The 16,709-nt window shown below is 63.9% G+C and carries 16 protein-coding genes; 4 read left to right on the top strand and 12 right to left on the bottom strand.

Annotation, left to right across the window (positions count from 1 at the left end; all coding sequences use genetic code 11):
- The first annotated feature begins 59 nt into the window (after positions 1–59).
- Complete coding sequence (gatA, locus tag ACESY8_RS14090; protein ID WP_498794787.1) at positions 60–1,520, top strand: Asp-tRNA(Asn)/Glu-tRNA(Gln) amidotransferase subunit GatA; 1,461 nt, start codon at positions 60–62, stop codon at positions 1,518–1,520.
- Positions 1,517–2,938 carry an Asp-tRNA(Asn)/Glu-tRNA(Gln) amidotransferase subunit GatB gene (gene gatB, locus ACESY8_RS14085; protein WP_054338856.1) on the top strand — a complete coding sequence of 474 codons (1,422 nt, stop codon included), beginning with the start codon at positions 1,517–1,519 and terminating at the stop codon, positions 2,936–2,938. Before gatA ends, gatB begins: the two co-directional genes overlap by 4 nt.
- Positions 2,939–3,007: 69 nt before the next feature.
- Here gatB and ACESY8_RS14080 read toward each other — a convergent pair whose 3' ends face one another.
- Entirely contained in the window at positions 3,008–5,209 is a 2,202-nt protein-coding gene (locus tag ACESY8_RS14080; protein ID WP_243427643.1) for a substrate-binding domain-containing protein, read from the bottom strand.
- Between the two features lie 286 nt (positions 5,210–5,495).
- Here ACESY8_RS14080 and ACESY8_RS14075 point away from each other — a divergent pair, with 286 nt between their 5' ends.
- Positions 5,496–6,830 (top strand): MATE family efflux transporter, encoded by a 1,335-nt coding sequence (locus tag ACESY8_RS14075; RefSeq protein WP_007489748.1) that lies wholly within the window; start codon positions 5,496–5,498, stop codon positions 6,828–6,830.
- On the opposite strand, the gene ACESY8_RS14070 is transcribed toward ACESY8_RS14075, so the two are convergent.
- From ACESY8_RS14070 to ACESY8_RS14045, 6 genes are all read right to left on the bottom strand, one after another.
- On the bottom strand, positions 6,803–7,321 hold the full coding sequence (locus ACESY8_RS14070) for a GNAT family N-acetyltransferase (protein ID WP_007489750.1): 519 nt from the start codon (positions 7,319–7,321) through the stop codon (positions 6,803–6,805). The two genes, ACESY8_RS14075 and ACESY8_RS14070, sit on opposite strands and share 28 nt — an antisense overlap.
- 64 nt (positions 7,322–7,385) lie before the next feature.
- Entirely contained in the window at positions 7,386–8,669 is a 1,284-nt protein-coding gene (locus ACESY8_RS14065; protein WP_039996765.1) for an O-acetylhomoserine aminocarboxypropyltransferase/cysteine synthase family protein, read from the bottom strand.
- 62 nt (positions 8,670–8,731) lie between these two features.
- On the bottom strand, positions 8,732–9,259 hold the full coding sequence (locus ACESY8_RS14060) for a GerMN domain-containing protein (protein WP_498794786.1): 528 nt from the start codon (positions 9,257–9,259) through the stop codon (positions 8,732–8,734).
- On the bottom strand, positions 9,256–10,716 hold the full coding sequence (locus tag ACESY8_RS14055) for a sensor histidine kinase (protein WP_007489756.1): 1,461 nt from the start codon (positions 10,714–10,716) through the stop codon (positions 9,256–9,258). The genes ACESY8_RS14060 and ACESY8_RS14055 overlap by 4 nt, the downstream gene beginning before the upstream one ends.
- Positions 10,709–11,395, bottom strand: a complete 687-nt coding sequence (locus ACESY8_RS14050) for a response regulator transcription factor (protein ID WP_054338855.1) — start codon at positions 11,393–11,395, stop codon at positions 10,709–10,711. The genes ACESY8_RS14055 and ACESY8_RS14050 overlap by 8 nt, the downstream gene beginning before the upstream one ends.
- Positions 11,392–11,808, bottom strand: a complete 417-nt coding sequence (locus tag ACESY8_RS14045) for a ComEA family DNA-binding protein (RefSeq protein ID WP_007489760.1) — start codon at positions 11,806–11,808, stop codon at positions 11,392–11,394. Before ACESY8_RS14045 ends, ACESY8_RS14050 begins: the two co-directional genes overlap by 4 nt.
- 90 nt (positions 11,809–11,898) lie before the next feature.
- Between ACESY8_RS14045 and ACESY8_RS14040 the strand changes: the two genes are divergently transcribed.
- Positions 11,899–13,296, top strand: coding sequence for a D-alanyl-D-alanine carboxypeptidase family protein (locus ACESY8_RS14040; protein WP_434307922.1), 1,398 nt, complete (start codon positions 11,899–11,901; stop codon positions 13,294–13,296).
- 393 nt (positions 13,297–13,689) lie between these two features.
- Here the strand turns inward: ACESY8_RS14040 and ACESY8_RS14035 are convergent, their stop codons facing one another.
- From ACESY8_RS14035 to ACESY8_RS14015, 5 genes are all read right to left on the bottom strand, one after another.
- On the bottom strand, positions 13,690–14,223 hold the full coding sequence (locus ACESY8_RS14035) for a hypothetical protein (RefSeq protein WP_009260130.1): 534 nt from the start codon (positions 14,221–14,223) through the stop codon (positions 13,690–13,692).
- Positions 14,224–14,240: 17 nt separating this feature from the next.
- Positions 14,241–14,678: a hypothetical protein gene (locus ACESY8_RS14030; protein WP_021633008.1), complete on the bottom strand. Its 438-nt coding sequence runs from the start codon at positions 14,676–14,678 to the stop codon at positions 14,241–14,243.
- The gene (locus ACESY8_RS14025; RefSeq protein ID WP_009260129.1) at positions 14,665–15,189 is read right to left on the bottom strand and encodes a hypothetical protein; all 525 of its coding nucleotides are present in this window, start codon (positions 15,187–15,189) and stop codon (positions 14,665–14,667) included. Before ACESY8_RS14025 ends, ACESY8_RS14030 begins: the two co-directional genes overlap by 14 nt.
- Before the next feature lie 17 nt (positions 15,190–15,206).
- On the bottom strand, positions 15,207–15,677 hold the full coding sequence (locus tag ACESY8_RS14020; RefSeq protein ID WP_009260128.1) for a helix-turn-helix transcriptional regulator: 471 nt from the start codon (positions 15,675–15,677) through the stop codon (positions 15,207–15,209).
- Between the two features lie 123 nt (positions 15,678–15,800).
- The gene (locus ACESY8_RS14015) at positions 15,801–16,403 is read right to left on the bottom strand and encodes a pentapeptide repeat-containing protein (RefSeq protein ID WP_054338854.1); all 603 of its coding nucleotides are present in this window, start codon (positions 16,401–16,403) and stop codon (positions 15,801–15,803) included.
- Positions 16,404–16,709: the final 306 nt, after the last annotated feature.

Below are 16,709 nucleotides of genomic sequence, written 5' to 3'. Positions count from 1 at the left end.
CCCCCCCCCGCCGACGGGGAGAGCTTTCTCGTCCCCAAGGCCGTGGAGTGAGGTGGAATATGGAGCTGTATGAACTGACTGCCCTGGAGCTGGCCGGGCAGCCCCGGGCCGGAGCCGTCACCCAGGCCGAGGCCATTGCCGCCGCCGCCGGGCGGATTGCCGCCTGCCAGCCAGGCAACAACGCCTTTATCACCGTGGCGGATTCGCCCGCCCCCGCACCCACACTGTCCGCCTCCCCCCTGGCCGGGGTGCCCATGGCCTACAAGGACAACCTCTGCACCAGGGGAATGCGCACCACCTGCGCCTCCAAAATTCTGGGGGACTTCACCCCCTGCTACGACGCCACCGCCGTGGAGCGCCTGACCGCCGCCGGGGCGGTGTCCATGGGCAAGCTGAACCTGGACGAGTTCGCCATGGGCTCCACCTGTGAGACCTCCTATTACGGCCCGGCGAAAAACCCCTGGGATCTCACTCGCTCCCCCGGCGGCTCCTCCGGCGGGGCGGCCGCCGCGGTAGCGGTCGGGGAGGTGTGGTACGCCATCGGCTCGGACACCGGAGGCTCCATCCGCCAGCCCGCCGCCCACTGCGGCGTCACCGGGATGAAGCCCACCTACGGCTCCGTGTCCCGGTACGGCTTGGTCGCCTACGCCTCCTCCCTGGATCAGCTCGGCCCCATCGCCCGCTCCGCCGCCGACTGCGCGGCGGTGCTGGAGCTCCTCCGTGGGCGGGATCCCCGGGACGCCACCAGTCTGGAGCTCCCCACCGGGGGACTGCTCTGCGCCCTCACCGGCGACGTGCGGGGCAGGCGCATCGGCCTGCCCGCCGAGTGCTTCGGCGGCGCGCTGGAGCCGGAGGTGGCCGCCGCCGTCCGGGCCGCCGCCGAGGTGCTCCGGGCGCGGGGGGCGGTGGTGGAGGAGTGCTCCCTGCCCCTGCTGGACTACGCGGTGCCCGCCTACTACATCCTGGCCTGCGCCGAGGCCTCCTCCAACCTGGCCCGGTTCGACGGGGTGAAATACGGCTGGCGGGCGGAGGGCTGCGGCAGTCTGGAGGAGCTGTACCGCAGAACCCGCACCGAGGGCTTCGGCCCGGAGGTGAAGAAGCGGATTCTGCTGGGCACCTTCGTCCTCTCCGCGGACTGCTACGACTCCTATTACAAAAAGGCCCTCCAGGCCAGGGCCAGGCTGAAGGCCGCCTTTGACGCGGTCTTCCAGAGGTACGATCTGCTCCTCACCCCGGTGGCCCCCACCACCGCCCCCCGTCTGGGGGAGGGCCTGGCCGACCCGCTGAGCCTGTACCTGAGCGATATCTACACCGTCCCCGCCAACCTGGCGGGCCTGCCCGCCCTGTCCATGCCCTGCGGCTTCGACCGGAGCGGCCTGCCCATCGGCGCCCAGCTCATCGGCCCGGCCCTGGGGGATCTGGCGGTGCTGGACGCCGCCCACGCCTACCAGCAGGAGACCGACTGGCACCGCCGCCATCCGGACACGCCTGCAACCGCCAAAGGAGGTGACGCGCTGTGAACTGGGAAACCGTAATCGGCCTGGAGACTCATGTGGAGCTGGCCACCAAAAGCAAAATCTTCTGCGCCTGCACCACCGCGTTCGGCGGCGCGCCCAACACCCACTGCTGCCCGGTGTGCACCGGCATGCCGGGGGCGCTGCCCGTGCTCAACGGGAAGGTGGTGGAGTACGCCGTCCGGGCCGCCATGGCCCTGGGCTGCACCGTCACCCGGTACAGCCGGTTCGACCGGAAAAACTACTTCTACCCCGATCTGCCCAAGGCCTACCAGATCTCCCAGCTCTACCTGCCCATCGGCCGGGACGGGACGGTGGAGGTGGGGGGCCGCACCGTGGGCATTCACGAGCTGCACATGGAGGAGGACGCGGGCAAGCTGATCCACGACCCCTGGACGGAGCAGACCAAAATCGACTACAACCGCTGCGGCGTGCCCCTCATCGAGATTGTCACCGAGCCCGGCTTCCGCACGGCGGAGGAGGTGGTCGCCTACCTGGAGTGGCTGCGGGAGACCCTGCAATACCTGGGCGTCTCCGACTGCAAGATGCAGGAGGGCTCCCTCCGGTGCGACGTGAACCTGTCAGTGCGCCCGGCGGGCTCGGACACGTTGGGCCCCCGCACCGAGCTGAAAAACCTCAGCTCCTTCAAGGCCATCCGCCGGGCCATCGGCTATGAGGCCCGGCGGCAGATCGAACGGCTGGAGGCGGGCGGCCGGGTGGTGCAGGAGACCCGGCGCTGGGACGAGAACAAGGACGCCTCCTATCCCATGCGCTCCAAGGAGGACGCCCAGGACTACCGCTACTTCCCCGAGCCGGATCTTCCGCCCCTGGAGCTGAGCGAGGCCTACATCCAGGCGCTGCGGGCCAGCCAGCCGGAGCTGGCGGCGGCCAAGCGGGCCCGCTATCAGGCCGCCTGGGGCCTGGGCCCCTACGACGCGGAGATGCTCACCTCCCAGAAGGCCCTGGCCCGCTTTTTCGAGGAGACGGTGGCCCTGGGGGCGGAGCCCAAGCAGGCGGCCAACTGGCTCATGGGGCCGGTACTGGCCCAGCTCTCCGCCCACGGCCTGGAGGCCAGGGACATGGCCCTGACACCCCCCACCCTGGCCCGGCTGATCCAGTTGGTGAAGGAGGGGCGGCTCAACCGCAACACCGCCGTCAAAGTGTGCGAGGCGGTCTTCGAGACCGACGGCGACGTGGACGCGTATGTGGCCGCCCACGGTCTGGCCCAGGTGTCCGACGCGGGCCTGGTGGCCCAGGTGGTGGAGCAAGTGCTCTCCGCCAATGAAAAATCGGTGGCCGACTACCGCTCCGGCAAGGAGAAGGCCTTCGGCTTCCTGGTGGGTCAGGTCATGCGCCAGCTCAGGGGCCAGGCGGCCCCGGCGGTGGTGCGTCAGGTGCTGCTGGAACAGCTGGCGGAGCAATAACAACGTGCGGGCCGGTCTTTTGACCGGCCCGCACGTTGTTTGCCCCTTCCGCCGCGGCTTCACAAATCACTACGAAAGCCCGGTACAGCCGTCCAGCACCTGTCCGCCCTGGAGCAGCTCCAGCTTCTCCAGCGCGGGGCTGCCCTCCAGCAGGAAGTGGAAGGTCTGGCCGGGATAGACCCGCTGGGTCAGGCTCTGCCCGCCTCCATAGGTGAGGCGGACGGTGAGGCTGTCCCCCTGCTCGCCGCCCACCGCGCCGAAGATCACGGTGCCGCCCCCGGGGCCCAGCCGGGCGGCGGAGAGTTTGCCCGGCTCCGGCGCGGGGCACTCGTTGGCGATCAGCTCATGCCAGCAGCCGTCCGTCCCGCTCCGCTCCAGACCGCTGGCCCGGAGGGTGGTGTGGGCCTCATCCCAGGAAAGAACCACATAGCCAGGCCCAGCGGGAAAGACGGCGTCCACGCTCCGGTTCGGCTGCTCCCGCTGGAAGTCCGCCTGGGGGCCCGAGGACAGGGGGCCGAAGCCCGCGCTGCCCACGCAGTTCTGGCCCGCCTCGCTCACCATGAACTCCGCCAGCCGCCGGGCGGGGGCGTCCTCCGGCTCGCCGGCCCGGAGCATCAGGTAGTTGTACCCCGCCAGGGGGTAGCTTCCGTCGGCGATGGTCTCATCCGAGGGGAGCACCCCATCCACCGCCAGCAGCTTGAGCTCCCCTCCGCCCGCGTCGCCCAGGAGCCAATAGCTATTTACATAATAATAGTACACACTATAGCCCATGGCGTAAGCCAGGGGGTCGGTGGTCATGGCCCCGGCCACATCGGTGAGGGCGGAGGACATGGCATAGGAGGTGAGGACATTGTGCACGTCGGGGCTGAGGGAGAGCTTTCCGCCCTCCAGGAAATACTGCTCCATCAGGGCGTGGGAGCCGCTGTCGGTGTTGCGGCGGTAGGGAAGCAGCTCCGCGTCCGGGCCGCCCACCTGATTCCAATTCGTATATTTCCCGTACACATATATGTCCTGTATTTGCTTTTGGGTCAGCCCGGTGACAGAATTCTCCGCGTTGGTGAAGAACACCATGGCGTCATAGGCGATGGGAATGTACTCCAGTTCCACCCCCGCCGCCTCCGCCTGGGCCTTCAGCTCCTCCGAGGGCAGGGTGGCGGCGAAGAGGGCGTCCACCTCCCCGTTGATGAGCCGCTCGTAGGACTCATGGCTCTTGTAGTGGCTCTCCGGGAACTGCGGATGGTTGTCATAATTCCAGAAGAGCGCCCCGTATACAGCCCGGGTGTAGGGGTAGGTGGAGGTGGAGCCGTCGACGATGGGCATAGTTTCGTCAAAGCCCCAGTCGATGGCGGCCTGGGTGGGGTACCAGGGCAGGCGGGTACGGGCGTCGTCCAGGAAGGTGATCGCCTCGCCCCGGGTGGCGGGCCTGTCCCACTCTGCCAGCTCCTCCACTCCGGGCTCCCCGTAGACCGGGTCGGTCTCTCCGGTGGACCGCTGGGTGAAGATGCCCAGACCCTGCTTGTCAAAGGCCAGATAGGACGCTAAAGCCCAGTCCGGAATCTCCCCGGCATCGACCAGAGTCAGCTCCGCCGCCGTTCCCCCCTCCGGTATGGTCAGCCAGCCCGCCGCCTCCATGGCCCGGGCAACCATGACGGTGAGCTCTCCCCGGGTCACCAGCCGGTCGGGGTGGAAAGAGGCGTCCTCCGCCGCCAGTCCGCCGGCCCGGGCGGCGGAGGCGGTATCATAATACCAGTCGCCGGGCTCCACGTCGGCGTAGCCGGGGTCGCCGCCGGGCTCCAGGGACAGCAGGTGAACCAGCAGGGAAAAGGCCTCCGCCCGCGTCAGGGCGGCGTCGGGGTTCAGATTGCCCGCGTGATCCCCCTGGATCACCCCCCGGAGATACAGCTCCTTTGCGCCGCTGGGGTCGTTGTAGTACTCGTGCCCCTTCCAGACGGTGATGCAGTCGGGAAAGCGGTGCTCCTCCCCCTGAAAGACCTCCAGGGGCCGCTCCGCCTCCGCCGCCGGGACGGTGGCGAAGAGCCAGCCCTGCTGGTAGTCGCTGGTGAGGGGCACCGGCTCCCCCGTGTCGGCGTACCGCACCGCGAGGAGGGTCTGCTCCGACCAGTCCAGGGCCTCCCCCTGGGGGCAGGGCACCCGGAGGGTCACATAATCTCCGCCCGGCTCGCTCCGGCTCCACCCCTTCGCCTCCTCTGCCGCCCGGGCGGCGGGGCACAGCAGGGCCAGACAGAGGCCCAGCGCCAGTATTCGCTTCATGGTACACACTCCCTTCAACATTCGATTCCTATTTGTATTATAGCTCCCCTGGTTTTCCCGGACAAGTTACAGAGCAATAACAAATGGTAAAAAAAGCTGGTACAGCCGGGGGGTTGACAGGGGGCGGTCTTTCTGTTATCTTAATACCCGACAGATGAATGCCCTGTGGCTTCCCGTTTATCACCGGATAAATGTGAAACGTGCCTGAACCGATTCCGTAGGTCTTAGAAGGAATCGGCCCAGGCACGTTTTTTGCCGCTCTGGGACGTTTTTAGGAGGGATCGGAGTGAAGCGGAGCTTTTTCCAGTATGTGAGCCTGAATGTGCTGGGCGCGCTGGGCCTGTCCGGCTACATCCTGGCCGACACCCTGTTTGTGGCCCACCGGCTGGGCACCGACGGGCTGGCGGCCCTCAACCTGGCCATCTCGGTCTTCGGCCTCATCAACGGGCTGGGGCTGATGCTGGGCATTGGCGGGGCCACCCGGTACGCCATCTGCCGCACCCAGGGGGACGGCGTGCGGGCCGACCGCGCCTTCTCCCGCGCCCTGGCCTGCGGCGGGACGCTGGGCGGGCTACTGGCGCTGGCCGGTCTGCTGTGGGCCGTGCCGCTGGCCCGCCTGCTGGGGGCGGAGGGAGCCATCCTGCCCATGTGCTCGGTCTATCTGCGCACGGTGCTCCTCTTTGCCCCCTGCTTCCTACTCAACCACATTCTCACCGCCTTCGTGCGCAACGACGGCAATCCCAAGCTGGCCATGGCCGCCATGCTGCTGGGCAGCCTGTCCAACATTGTGCTGGACTATGTGTTCCTCTACCCCATGGATATGGGCATCTTCGGCGCGGCCCTGGCCACCGGCATCGCCCCGGTAGTGGGCCTGTGCGTGTCCTCCCTGCACATCCTCACCCGCCGCAGCCGCTTCCGCCTGCGCCCCTTCCGCCCCGCCCTCCGGCCGCTGGCGGATCTGGCCGGGCTGGGCAGCGCCGCCTTTCTCAACGAGTGCTCCTCCGGCCTGGTGCTGGTGGTCTTCAACCTGCTGACCCTCCGCCTGGCGGGGACGCTGGGGGTGGCGGCCTACGGCATTGTGGCCAACCTGGCGCTGATGGCCCTCGCTCTCTTCACCGGCGTCAATCAGGGCGTCCAGCCCCTGGTCAGCCTGGCCCACGGCCGGGGGGACGCCGCCGGGGTGCGCACCCTGTGCCGCATGGCCCTGGGGCTGGCCCTGTGCGCGGGGCTGTGCATGGCCGCGCTGGCCTTCTTCGCCGCCGGGCCGCTGGTGTCCCTCTTCAACCGGGACGGAGATCCGGCGCTCCAGCAGATGGCGGAGCAGGGCCTGCGGCTCTACTTTCTGGGCTTTCCCTTTGCCGGGCTGAACCTGGTCACCGCCTCCTTCCTGGGGGCGGCGGAGCACCCCAGCCGCTCCCTCCGGCTCTCCCTGCTCCGGGGCTTTGTGGCCATCGTGGCCGCCGCCCTGCTGCTGGCCGCCCTGCTGGGCCTCACCGGCGTATGGCTGGCCTTCCCCGCCGCCGAAGGGGCCGTTCTCCTCGTCAGCCTGCGCCTCAGCCGCTCCCTCCGGCGCGCCCGGCCAGAACCCGCCCCTCAGGCCATCACCACCGCGCTCAGGTAACACGCGAATGCCCCGTACTCCGCCGGGGTCAGCGCCCGGGGGCTGGAGAGCACCACCAGCTCATGGCCCGGGTACTCCGGCCGGTAGGGGGGATGGACGTGGGGATAGGGGTTGACGGCGAAGCCGCACCTCTGGTAGAAGCCCTGCCGCCGCCGGGCGATATCGTCCACCGGCGGGTCGATCTCCAGTACCACGGTTTTCCCGTCCCGGCCCAGCTCCTCCAGCGCCTTGGCGCCGTAGCGGCGGCCCCGCAGCTCCGGACGGACGCAGAAATGCTCCACATAGCGGAAGTCCTCCGCCTCCCAGTAGAGCAGCAGCCCCACGAATTCCGCCCCATCAAAAAGCTGGATGAAATGGTACTCCGGGTGGGACAGGACGGCCCGCTGCTCATCGGGCAGCCGCTGCTCGTGGCGGGGAAAGCTGGCCTCGTAGAGGGCCATCGCCCTTCCAAACGCCGGTTCCTCCGGCTGTGTCAGCCGTCTCCATTCCATAGCAGTCTCTCCTCTCTTCTAAAAAATGCGCTCCCGTTTTGGGAGCGCATTTTATTTTTTCTGTTTACGCTCCCTCCAGGGCCTTTTCCAGGTCGGCCAGGATATCGTTCACATCCTCGATGCCCACGGAGAAGCGCACCAGGTCGGGGGCCACCCCGGCGGCGGCCAGCTCGGCGTCGCTCATCTGGCGGTGGGTGGTACTGGCGGGGTGAAGCACGCAGGTCTTGGCGTCGGCCACATGGGTGGCAATGGAGGCCAGCTCCAGGCCCGCCATGAACTTAGAGGCCGCTTCCCGGCCGCCCTTCACGCCGAAGGACACCACGCCGCAGGTGCCGTTCGGCAGGTACTTCCGGGCCCGCTCGTAGTAGGGGTCGCCCTCCAATCCGGGGTAGCGCACCCAGCTCACCTTGGGGTGACCCTTCAGGAACCGGGCCACGGCCAGGGCGTTTTCACAGTGCCTGGCCATGCGCAGGGGCAGGGTCTCCAGCCCCACGTTGAGCAGGTAGGCGTTCATGGGGGCGGGGATGGCGCCGAAGTCCCGCATGAGCTGGGCGGTGGCCTTGGTGATGTAGGCTCCCTCCAGTCCGAAGCGCTCGGTATAGGTCACGCCGTGGTAGCTCTCGTCCGGGGTGGTGAGGCCGGGGAACTTGTCGGCGTGGGCTGTCCAGTCGAACCGGCCGGAGTCCACGATGGCGCCGCCCACCGCGTTGGCGTGGCCGTCCATGTACTTGGTAGTGGAATGGGTGACAATGTCGGCCCCCCACTCGAAGGGGTGGCAGTTCACCGGGGTGGCGAAGGTGTTGTCCACGATGAGGGGCACGCCGTGGGCGTGGGCCGCCCTGGCGAACTTCTCAAAGTCCAGCACGGTGAGGGCGGGGTTGGCGATGGTCTCGCCAAAGACGGCCCGGGTCTCCGGCCGGAAGGCGGCCTCCAGCTCGGCCTCGGTGCAGTCGGGGTCGACGAAGGTGAAGTCGATGCCCATGCGCTTCATCGTGACGGCGAAGAGGTTATAGGTACCGCCGTAGATGGAGGAGGAGCACACCACATGTTCCCCGCAGGAGACAATGTTAAAGATGGCGTAAAAGGAAGCCGCCTGACCGGAGGAGGTCAGCATGGCCGCGGTTCCCCCCTCCAGGGCGCAGATCTTGGCCGCCACGTGGTCATTCGTGGGGTTCTGGAGGCGGGTGTAGAAGTAGCCGCTCTCCTCCAGGTCGAAGAGGGCTCCCATCTGCTCGCCGGTGGCGTAGCGGAAGGTGGTGGACTGGACGATGGGGATGTTGCGGGGCTCACCATTCCCGGGGGTATACCCGGCGTGGAGGCACTGGGTGCCGATGCGCTGCTGACTCATGGGCAGGATCTTCCTTTCCTGTTTCAGGTTGAGTGTTATGCTACACCCCCGCCCGGCCCTTGTCAAGAGGCGGGCGGGGTGGGACTGGGCTCCGGCTCCTCCGGCGGCACATCGGTGCCGTCGGTGAGCAACAGTCCGTCGGGACCGAGCTGCTGGACGCGGCGGTAAGGGATCTCCCTCCCCTCCACCGTCACATAGACCGACTCCACCCCCTCCACCTGGCACAGCGTAAGGGTCAGGCAGGCGTCGGCCACGGTGAGATCCACCCCGGACAGGCCGCCGTACTGCTCGGAGAGGTCCAGGTGGAGGCGGCCCTCCTCCAGTTCCCAGCTCAACAGGCGCACCCCCTCGGGGAAGGGGGTGGCGAGGCCCTGGGTCTCCGGCGGGGACAGCAGGGCGTCCACCAGGGCAGGGATGGGGTCGCCGGCGCTCCCCTCAAAGGGCTCACAGTCCAGCGGCAGGGGGGCAAAGCGGTCGGACAGGGCGGAGTAGTACACGCAGTAGCCGCCCTCCGGCTCCTCCGGGCGGGGGGCGCCGCCCCCGGCGGCCAGAGCCAGCAGACAGCCCAGCGCCGCGATGCGTCGTCTCATCGGCCCACCTCCTCTCCGTTCCACTGGGCAAAGCTGACCTCGAAGCAGGTGCCCTCCGGCTCCCGCCGCCGGGCAGTGACGGCTCCGCCGTGCTGGAGCACCGTGTCCCGCACGATGGACAGGCCCAGGCCGGTGCCGCCGGCGGCCCGGGAGCGGGCCTTGTCCACCCGGTAAAAGCGGTCGAAGATCTTGGGCAGATCCGCCTCCGGGATGCCCACGCCGGTATCCTCCACCCGGAGGACCACCCGCCCGCCGTCGGCAGTGAGGGTGACGAGCACCCGGCCGCCGGGCAGGTTGTACTTCACCGCGTTCTCCATCAGATTGAAGGCAATCTGGTAGAGGTCGTCCTCGGTGGCCAGCACCACGCAGCCCGGCTGGAGCTTCAGCTCCAGGCTCACCTCTACCGCCCGGGCCAGGGGGGAGAGCATGTGCTCTACCCGTTCCACCACCGCCCCCACATCCACGGGGACGTCCTCCGCCGCCGGGGCGGTGTCGAGCCGTGTGAGGGTAAGCAGCTTCTCGGTGATGCGGGTGAGCCGATCAGCCTCGTCCCCGATGTCGTTGAGGAACTCCCGTGCCGTCTCGCCGTCCATGTGGTCGGCCTGGAGCAGGGAGTCGGTGAGCAGGCGGATGGAGGCCAGTGGGGTTTTGAGCTCATGGGAGGCATCGGAGACGAAGCGCCGGCGCACCTCCTCGGTGGTCTGGAGGCGGCCGGTGAGCTCGTTGAACTCGTCGGCCAGGCGGCTGAGCTCGTCGCCGCCCCGGACGCTCACCCGGTGGCTGTACTCGCCCTCCCGTACCGTGTGGATGCCCCGCAGGAGCTGGGCGATACGCCGGGTGAGGGCCTTGGAGAAGACCACCCCCATCACCAGCGACACCATACAGATGACGATGGAGATAAAGCGCAGGTTGGTCTGGATCCCCTGGAGCAGCGCGCCCTGCTCGGCGTCGTACTCGTAGAGGTAGACCGCCCCCTGGGTCATGGAGCGGTAGGTGATGGGCACCGCCGCCCAGCTTCGGAAGGCCCCGTCGCCGTACTCGGAGCGGAACACGTTGTTGCCCCGCAGGGCGGTGACCAGCTCCCAGAACAGGGCGTACCGCCCGGCGGTGTCGGTCCGCCCCACGCCGTCCTGGAAATCGCAGAGCACCAGGCCGTTTGGGTCGGTGACCACCACCCGGGTCACTCCCAGGCTGCCCCGCAGCAGCTCCACCGTCCGGGTGGCACCCTCGGCCGTAAGGGCCTCCGGCCCGGTGGCCAGGGCGGAGGCCAGCACCGAGGCCTGGTTGAGCATGGAGGCCTGCTTGGACTGGTAGGCCAGCTTTTCCGACACCACCAGGGGGTAGGTGTTGAGCAGAATCAGCACCGCCGCCACAATCACGATATAGGTCAGGGCGAACTTGGTCTGGAGGGAGCGCCAGAAGGGCACGCGCCTGACCGCGCCGCTCCCCTTATCCATGCTTCAGATAGTAGCCCACGCCCCACTTGGTGAGGATATACTCCGGGTTGGCGGGGTCCAGCTCCAGCTTCTCCCGCAGGCGGCGCACGTGCACGTCCACCGTGCGGTAATCGCCGGCGTACTCATAGCCCCACACCACGTTGAGCAGGTTCTCCCGGGAGTACACCCGGCCCGGGTTGCGCAGCAACAGCTCCATCAGGTCGAACTCCTTGGCGGTGAGATCCACGCTCTTGCCGTCCTTCCAGGCGGCCCGGGCGTCCACGTCCAGGGTGATGTGGCCCATGGACAGCCGGCCGCCGCCCCCCTGCTTCTGGGCCGCCATGCCCGCCCGGCGCAGCAGGGCCCGCACCCGGGCCTTCAGCTCCAGAATGTTGAAGGGCTTGGTGATGTAGTCGTCCGCCCCGCACTCGAAGCCGATGATCTTGTCGGTGTCCTCGCTGCGGGCGGTGAGCATGATGATGGGCACGTTGGAGAACTCCCGGATGCGCATACAGGCCTGGAGCCCGTCTATCTTGGGCATCATCAGATCCAGGATGATGAGATCGAAGGAGCCGCTGCGGGCCAGCTCCACCGCCTCCTCCCCGTCATAGCCCGCCTCCACCTGGTAGCCCTCGCTCTCCAGGTTGAACTTGATGCCCTTGACCAGCACCTTCTCGTCGTCTACCACCAGTATTTTCATCGGTTCTCCTCCCCAGTCGTCACGTAGTCAATGAGGCCCTCCAGAATGCCCTCGCCGATGCCCGGCACCTCGGTCAGCTCCTCCGGGATGCGGAAGGGGCCGTTGGCCTGGCGGTAGGCAATGATGTCCTCCGCCCGCTTCTCCCCGATGCCCGGCAGGGTCATCAGCTCGTCCACCCCGGCGGTGTTGAGGTTGATCTTCGCCCCGCCGGCAAGGGTATCCTCCTTGCTCTGGGCGGAGGGGGAGGGCGTAGGCGCGGGCAGCGCCAGGGGCGTCTCCTGGGTCAGGGTACGCTCGGTCTCCACCCGCACGGGCTGGGGCGCGGCCTGCCCCCGAAAAAACCAGCCCGCCGCGAAGGCCGCAAAGACCGCCGCCAGCAGCAGGGCCACAAATTCCAGTCTGGAAATCTTCATCTTTTTGTATCCCCCTCCCCGTTGCGTCCCGGTCCGGGGTTTGTTATAATAGCCATACCGTTATTATAACATAGTCAAATGGAGTTTCCTATGAAAAAATCACGACTGCTTTCCGTTTTACTCTGCCTCGCCCTGCTCTCGGGGCTGCTGGCCACCTTTGCCTCCGCTGCGGACAGCGGCAGCGCCATTCTGGACGAGATGGACGTCAACGCCAAGGCCGCCGTTCTGGTGGACCCCGACACCGGCGAGATTCTCTACGAGAAGAACGCCCACGCGCACAACTACCCCGCCTCCATCACCAAGGTGATGACCTGCCTGCTCACCCTGGAGGCGGTGGACCGGGGAGAGCTGTCCCTGGAGCAGACCGTCACCGCCAGCTCCGCCCTTCACACCGGCATCGGGGAGGGCGCTTCCACGGCCGATATCAAAGAGGGGGAACAGATCCGCATCATCGACCTGCTCTACGCCGCCCTGATCCCCTCGGCCAACGAGGCGTGCAACGTCATGGCCGAGGCGGTGAGCGGCGATGTGGCCTCCTTTGTGGAGCTCATGAACACCCGGGCCGCCGAGCTGGGCATGGAGGACACCCACTTCTCCAACACCCACGGCTACCACGACGACAACCACTACACCAGCGCCTACGACATCTACCTCATGTGCCGGGAGGCCATGAAGCACGAGACCTTCCGCACCATCGTGGGCTCCAAGAACTACACCATGCCCGCCACCAACCTGCACCCCGAGCCGCGCATCATCCGCTCCACCAACGCCCTGATCTCCAACTTCCGCGTGGCGGGCTACATCTACGAGTACGCCACCGGCATCAAGACCGGCTCCACCCCCGAGGCGGGCTACTGCCTGGCCGCCTCCGCCACCCGTGAGAACCGGAACCTGATCTCCGTGGTCATGGGCTGTGAGCGGGAGCCGGGCACCTCCGGCAGCGAGGGCTATATCTACTTTGACGAGACCATCCGCCTGTTTAAATGGGGTTTTGCCAACTTCTCCACCCAGACCATTCTGGACAACACCAAGCGGGACATCCCGGAGGTGGAGGTCACCCTGGGCAAGGACGCCGCCTCCGTCACCCTCATGCCCGACGGGAAGCTGACCGCCCTGCTGCCCAACGACGTGTCCGCCGAGAACTTTACGTATGACTACACCCTGGAAACCCGGAGCGTGGAGGCCCCGGTGGAGCAGGGGCAGGTGCTGGGCACCATCACGGCCTATTTCAACGGCAAGTCCTACGGCACCCTGGATCTGGTGGCCACCTGCTCGGTGGAGCGGGACGAGTGGGCCTACCGGCTGGACCGGATTCAGAAGTTCTTTGACAATCTGCTGGTGCGCATCCTTCTGGTGGTCATCCTGGTAGTAATCGCCGCCCTCCTGCTGCGGGTGGTGCTCTTCCGCGGCAGGGGCCGGACGGGCCGCCGGGGCTACGCCTACAGCGGCCGGGGCCGCTACACCGGCAGCCGCCGGCGCAGAGGCTAAAGTACAAAAACGTGGAGGGCGGTGTATACCGCCCTCCACATTATTATCCATCAATAACCCCTCCTGCGAAGGCGTTCGGAGGGAAGGATGTAGTTCAGGACCTTTTGACTCCTGTTTTCACAAACTGCTAAACCCCTGACCGGCAGCTCCCGGCCAACGTCGGCCGCAGTTGCTCAATCCTGCCTCCTTCCTGCTGGGGCCGCTGATCCGTAGCCCCTGCAAATACACGTTTTCCTCCAGTGTCGTGTTGCCATAGGAAATCTGGGCTGTCATCTTATTACAAAAGATAACCGTATAACGGTTTACCCGTTCACGCATAGCGTAACGGATAAACCGTTATAACAAGCGAAGGAAGATGGACTGTGAAATTTACAGTCCATCTTCCTTCGCCACTTACGCTTGCTTTACAACGCAAAGAATCGTCCCTGTTTCTACAGTGTCCATATTTTCAATAACAGCATAGTAATTGGTCGAACTGTTTAGATTAGAAAATGTTACCGTCTCACTTCCTCCTCCTCCCAGCGGGGTAGACCACGGCAAGTTAACTGTACTCGTTGCTACACTAACACCGGAACTTTTATATAATGTCACCTTAACATGAGGTGATGCTCCCCCTATACTCTGCAATGTAACTTTAATCTTGCTCTTTGATATATCATATGTATCTGTAGTATATTTCTCCCCAGCATCTAGAACCCCAACCGTAAACGCAACGCTTCCACTTGAAAGATCTACTGTACTTTTGCGACTTTCCACCATACTTTCTTCAAATACGTTACCATACATTTCAAATATGTCTTTTTCTTCATGCTCTACAGTTACGATAACATTTGCTTCTTTGCCCTCTACGGCCATAGCTGTAGAAGGCAGAATACAACAAGCAAATAACAAAACGCTACATATCATCCTTGTCCATACTTTTTTCATAGAAAGTTCCCTCCATTTCATTCCTCAATGTAAAAAACTAGCTTTTTACCTTTACTATCTCTAGTTCCATCAATTTTGAAATAGTATTGCTTCTCTCCTGATAGATTTGAAAAAACAAGTTTATCTCCTACACTTTCTATTTCTCCCGTTTGGATACTTTCTTCATACTCTATATCATATAAATCTACTTTTAAATTTGACCAAGCTCCTTCCGCATATTTAATCTCAATTGTTCCATTAGCTGGACATATATAGAACTCAGTCATTAATGGCATATTCCCAATTTCACTTATATCAAAACTAATCTCACCTATATTGGAGGGCTTAAGTGTATCGCCTGTTAAATCTGTAGCATCTTTCTCTTCTGATGAGTATGAACTGCATCCGATACACCCCAATAGCAGATAAGCCGTTATTAATAAAATCGGTATGATTTTCCATTTAATAGTAGACATATCCTAATACCTCGACGCTATTTTTAGTATTATTTCGTACCGCAAAATAATACTTTCCTGTATCCTCGATCTGGATATTGGTTTTGATACTGCCCTCACTCCCGCTGGTAAAATGGAACGTATTATCCGGGGTGATGAACCCGAAGTCAAGGTCTGCTGTCCTGGGGGAGTACGTGCAGTTTATCGTAACCACCTCGTCCGCCTCCAGGGAGTACGCGGTATCTGCCTTCATAATCTTCCCGGAAGGGATATCCCACTCAATCCGGCTGGTGGCCCGCGTCATGCTCCCGCCCTTACTTTCTGAAAGGACAGCAGGGTCAACTGCTTGCGTTGAAAGCTCTTTAAAGCCGATCATTTCTGTCCTGGTATCAGCCGCCACGATACTGCTTTTATCAATCGAAACTGAGTAACATACGTCTGCGCTGCTTTCCGCAGCTCCGGCCGGGGTCAGCCCCACACCGCCCACCACAAGCGCACAAGCCAATACCGTCGCTGTAACTGATTTTTTCATCGCCGCATCATTCCTCCCTATGAAATTGGCCCGCTTATTACTGCATCGGAATCAGAGATCCTTTCCTCTTCCAGTCCTTCAAACTTCACTGTATTTTGTTCTTCCGGTTCCGTGTCCTTCTGGTTCAGATATGTAATTACGATTGCTGCAACAAGGGCCGCAGCGGCCAGGATAATTAGAATCACTTTTAGTACAGAGCGTCCCTTTCTATTTCCGCTGCCTTGCGTCTTTTCACTCTCCGGGACGCTGACAACTTTATCGCCGCCCATAAGTTCATCCGTTGGAACTCCAAACAATTTACTCAACGCCAGCAGATTATCCATACTTGGAATAGCAATTCCAACTTCCCATCTGGATACCGCCTGGCGCGATACATTCAAAGCCTCTGCCAGATCCTGCTGAGACATCCTTTTGTCTTTTCGTAAAGAAATTAACCTTTCATTTAATTTCACTGTTTTCACCTCAAATTCTATGCAAACAATCGCCATATGTAAACCGCAAGCTGTTTACATTCAGGCAATTATGAATTGCTTTTGGGTTGCGCTACAACTTTTTTAACAAAACAGGGGCAACACCACCGTCACCAGTCCGCCCATCGGGCGCTCCCTCCCTCACAAAAGCTGTATCCCCAGCAGGGGGATCAGATCCACCGCCTGGGCCGGGTTGATCTTCATGCCCCGCAGCTCTCCCAGGCTCTCCGATACGGTGATGCCCTCCAGCGCGCAGTCGGAAAAATCCACCCCCTTCAGCGGCGTGCGGAAAAAGTCCACCTCCTGGAACCCCGTCCGGTGTGGGCTCAGGCCGGCCACATCCGCCTCGGCCAGCACGGCCCGGCGAAGCTGGCAGTTCTCCATGCGGCACTTTTTCCACCGCGACTGTGCAAAATTGGCGCAGCGGAAGGCGCTCTCGCCCAGGGTGCAGCTCCGCCACCGGCTGGCGGTGAACCGGCCGCCGTCTCCCTTGCAGTCCCGCACCACCGTGTCCGTCCAGACCGTCCCGCCGAAGCGGCAGTTGGAGAAGTCGCAGCCCCTCCACTCCACCCAGTCAAAGACCGCCCCCGAGAAGTCGCAGTTCTGGAACCGGCACCGGTGCAGGCACACCCGGCGGAACTCCAGCCCCGACAAGTCCGCGCCCGCCAGGCACTCCCCCTCCACCGTCACGTCCTCCACGTCCCGCTCTTCCCGCCGCGCCCGGCGCACTTCCTCCTCCAGCATGGGTCAGCACTCCTTTCTCCCCCTACTCTACTACAACATGCCGGCTTTGTATACATACGATTGCAAAAACGCCCCCGCCGTCGGCGGGGACGCCAGTATGTCGAAAAAGCCTCGCAGAGTTCGCGCCCGCAGGCGCGAATCAAGTACCAATCTGGTTTCCCCGGTGACATGTGCGTCGGGGAAAACACTTCTCAGGCTGCAAGTGTTGGGTCTGGCCGCCGCAGGCGGACAAACCCTGCGCGCGGCAGACTGCGGCTTTCTCGAAAAAGTGGCTTTGCCACTTTTTCGACAGACTGCGCCCCCCCC

This window comes from Clostridium sp. ATCC BAA-442 (genome assembly GCF_964239415.1).
In the GTDB taxonomy this organism is placed as follows: domain Bacteria; phylum Bacillota; class Clostridia; order Oscillospirales; family Oscillospiraceae; genus Flavonifractor; species Flavonifractor plautii.
This window is presented reverse-complemented; position numbering and strand designations above follow the sequence as displayed.

Excerpts from the sequence above, each read along its gene's own strand:
- gatA (WP_498794787.1), top strand. The coding sequence starts at position 60 with ATGGAGCTGTATGAACTGACTGCCCTGGAGCTGGCCGGGCAGCCCCGG.
- ACESY8_RS14015 (WP_054338854.1), bottom strand. The coding sequence starts at position 16,403 with ATGCTGGAGGAGGAAGTGCGCCGGGCGCGGCGGGAAGAGCGGGACGTG.
- ACESY8_RS14065 (WP_039996765.1), bottom strand. The coding sequence starts at position 8,669 with ATGAGTCAGCAGCGCATCGGCACCCAGTGCCTCCACGCCGGGTATACC.
- ACESY8_RS14040 (WP_434307922.1), top strand. The coding sequence starts at position 11,899 with ATGAAAAAATCACGACTGCTTTCCGTTTTACTCTGCCTCGCCCTGCTC.
- ACESY8_RS14035 (WP_009260130.1), bottom strand. The coding sequence starts at position 14,223 with ATGAAAAAAGTATGGACAAGGATGATATGTAGCGTTTTGTTATTTGCT.
- ACESY8_RS14060 (WP_498794786.1), bottom strand. The coding sequence starts at position 9,259 with ATGAGACGACGCATCGCGGCGCTGGGCTGTCTGCTGGCTCTGGCCGCC.
- ACESY8_RS14050 (WP_054338855.1), bottom strand. The coding sequence starts at position 11,395 with ATGAAAATACTGGTGGTAGACGACGAGAAGGTGCTGGTCAAGGGCATC.
- ACESY8_RS14080 (WP_243427643.1), bottom strand. The coding sequence starts at position 5,209 with ATGAAGCGAATACTGGCGCTGGGCCTCTGTCTGGCCCTGCTGTGCCCC.
- ACESY8_RS14070 (WP_007489750.1), bottom strand. The coding sequence starts at position 7,321 with ATGGAATGGAGACGGCTGACACAGCCGGAGGAACCGGCGTTTGGAAGG.
- ACESY8_RS14030 (WP_021633008.1), bottom strand. The coding sequence starts at position 14,678 with ATGTCTACTATTAAATGGAAAATCATACCGATTTTATTAATAACGGCT.
- ACESY8_RS14045 (WP_007489760.1), bottom strand. The coding sequence starts at position 11,808 with ATGAAGATTTCCAGACTGGAATTTGTGGCCCTGCTGCTGGCGGCGGTC.
- ACESY8_RS14055 (WP_007489756.1), bottom strand. The coding sequence starts at position 10,716 with ATGGATAAGGGGAGCGGCGCGGTCAGGCGCGTGCCCTTCTGGCGCTCC.
- ACESY8_RS14020 (WP_009260128.1), bottom strand. The coding sequence starts at position 15,677 with ATGGCGATTGTTTGCATAGAATTTGAGGTGAAAACAGTGAAATTAAAT.
- ACESY8_RS14025 (WP_009260129.1), bottom strand. The coding sequence starts at position 15,189 with ATGAAAAAATCAGTTACAGCGACGGTATTGGCTTGTGCGCTTGTGGTG.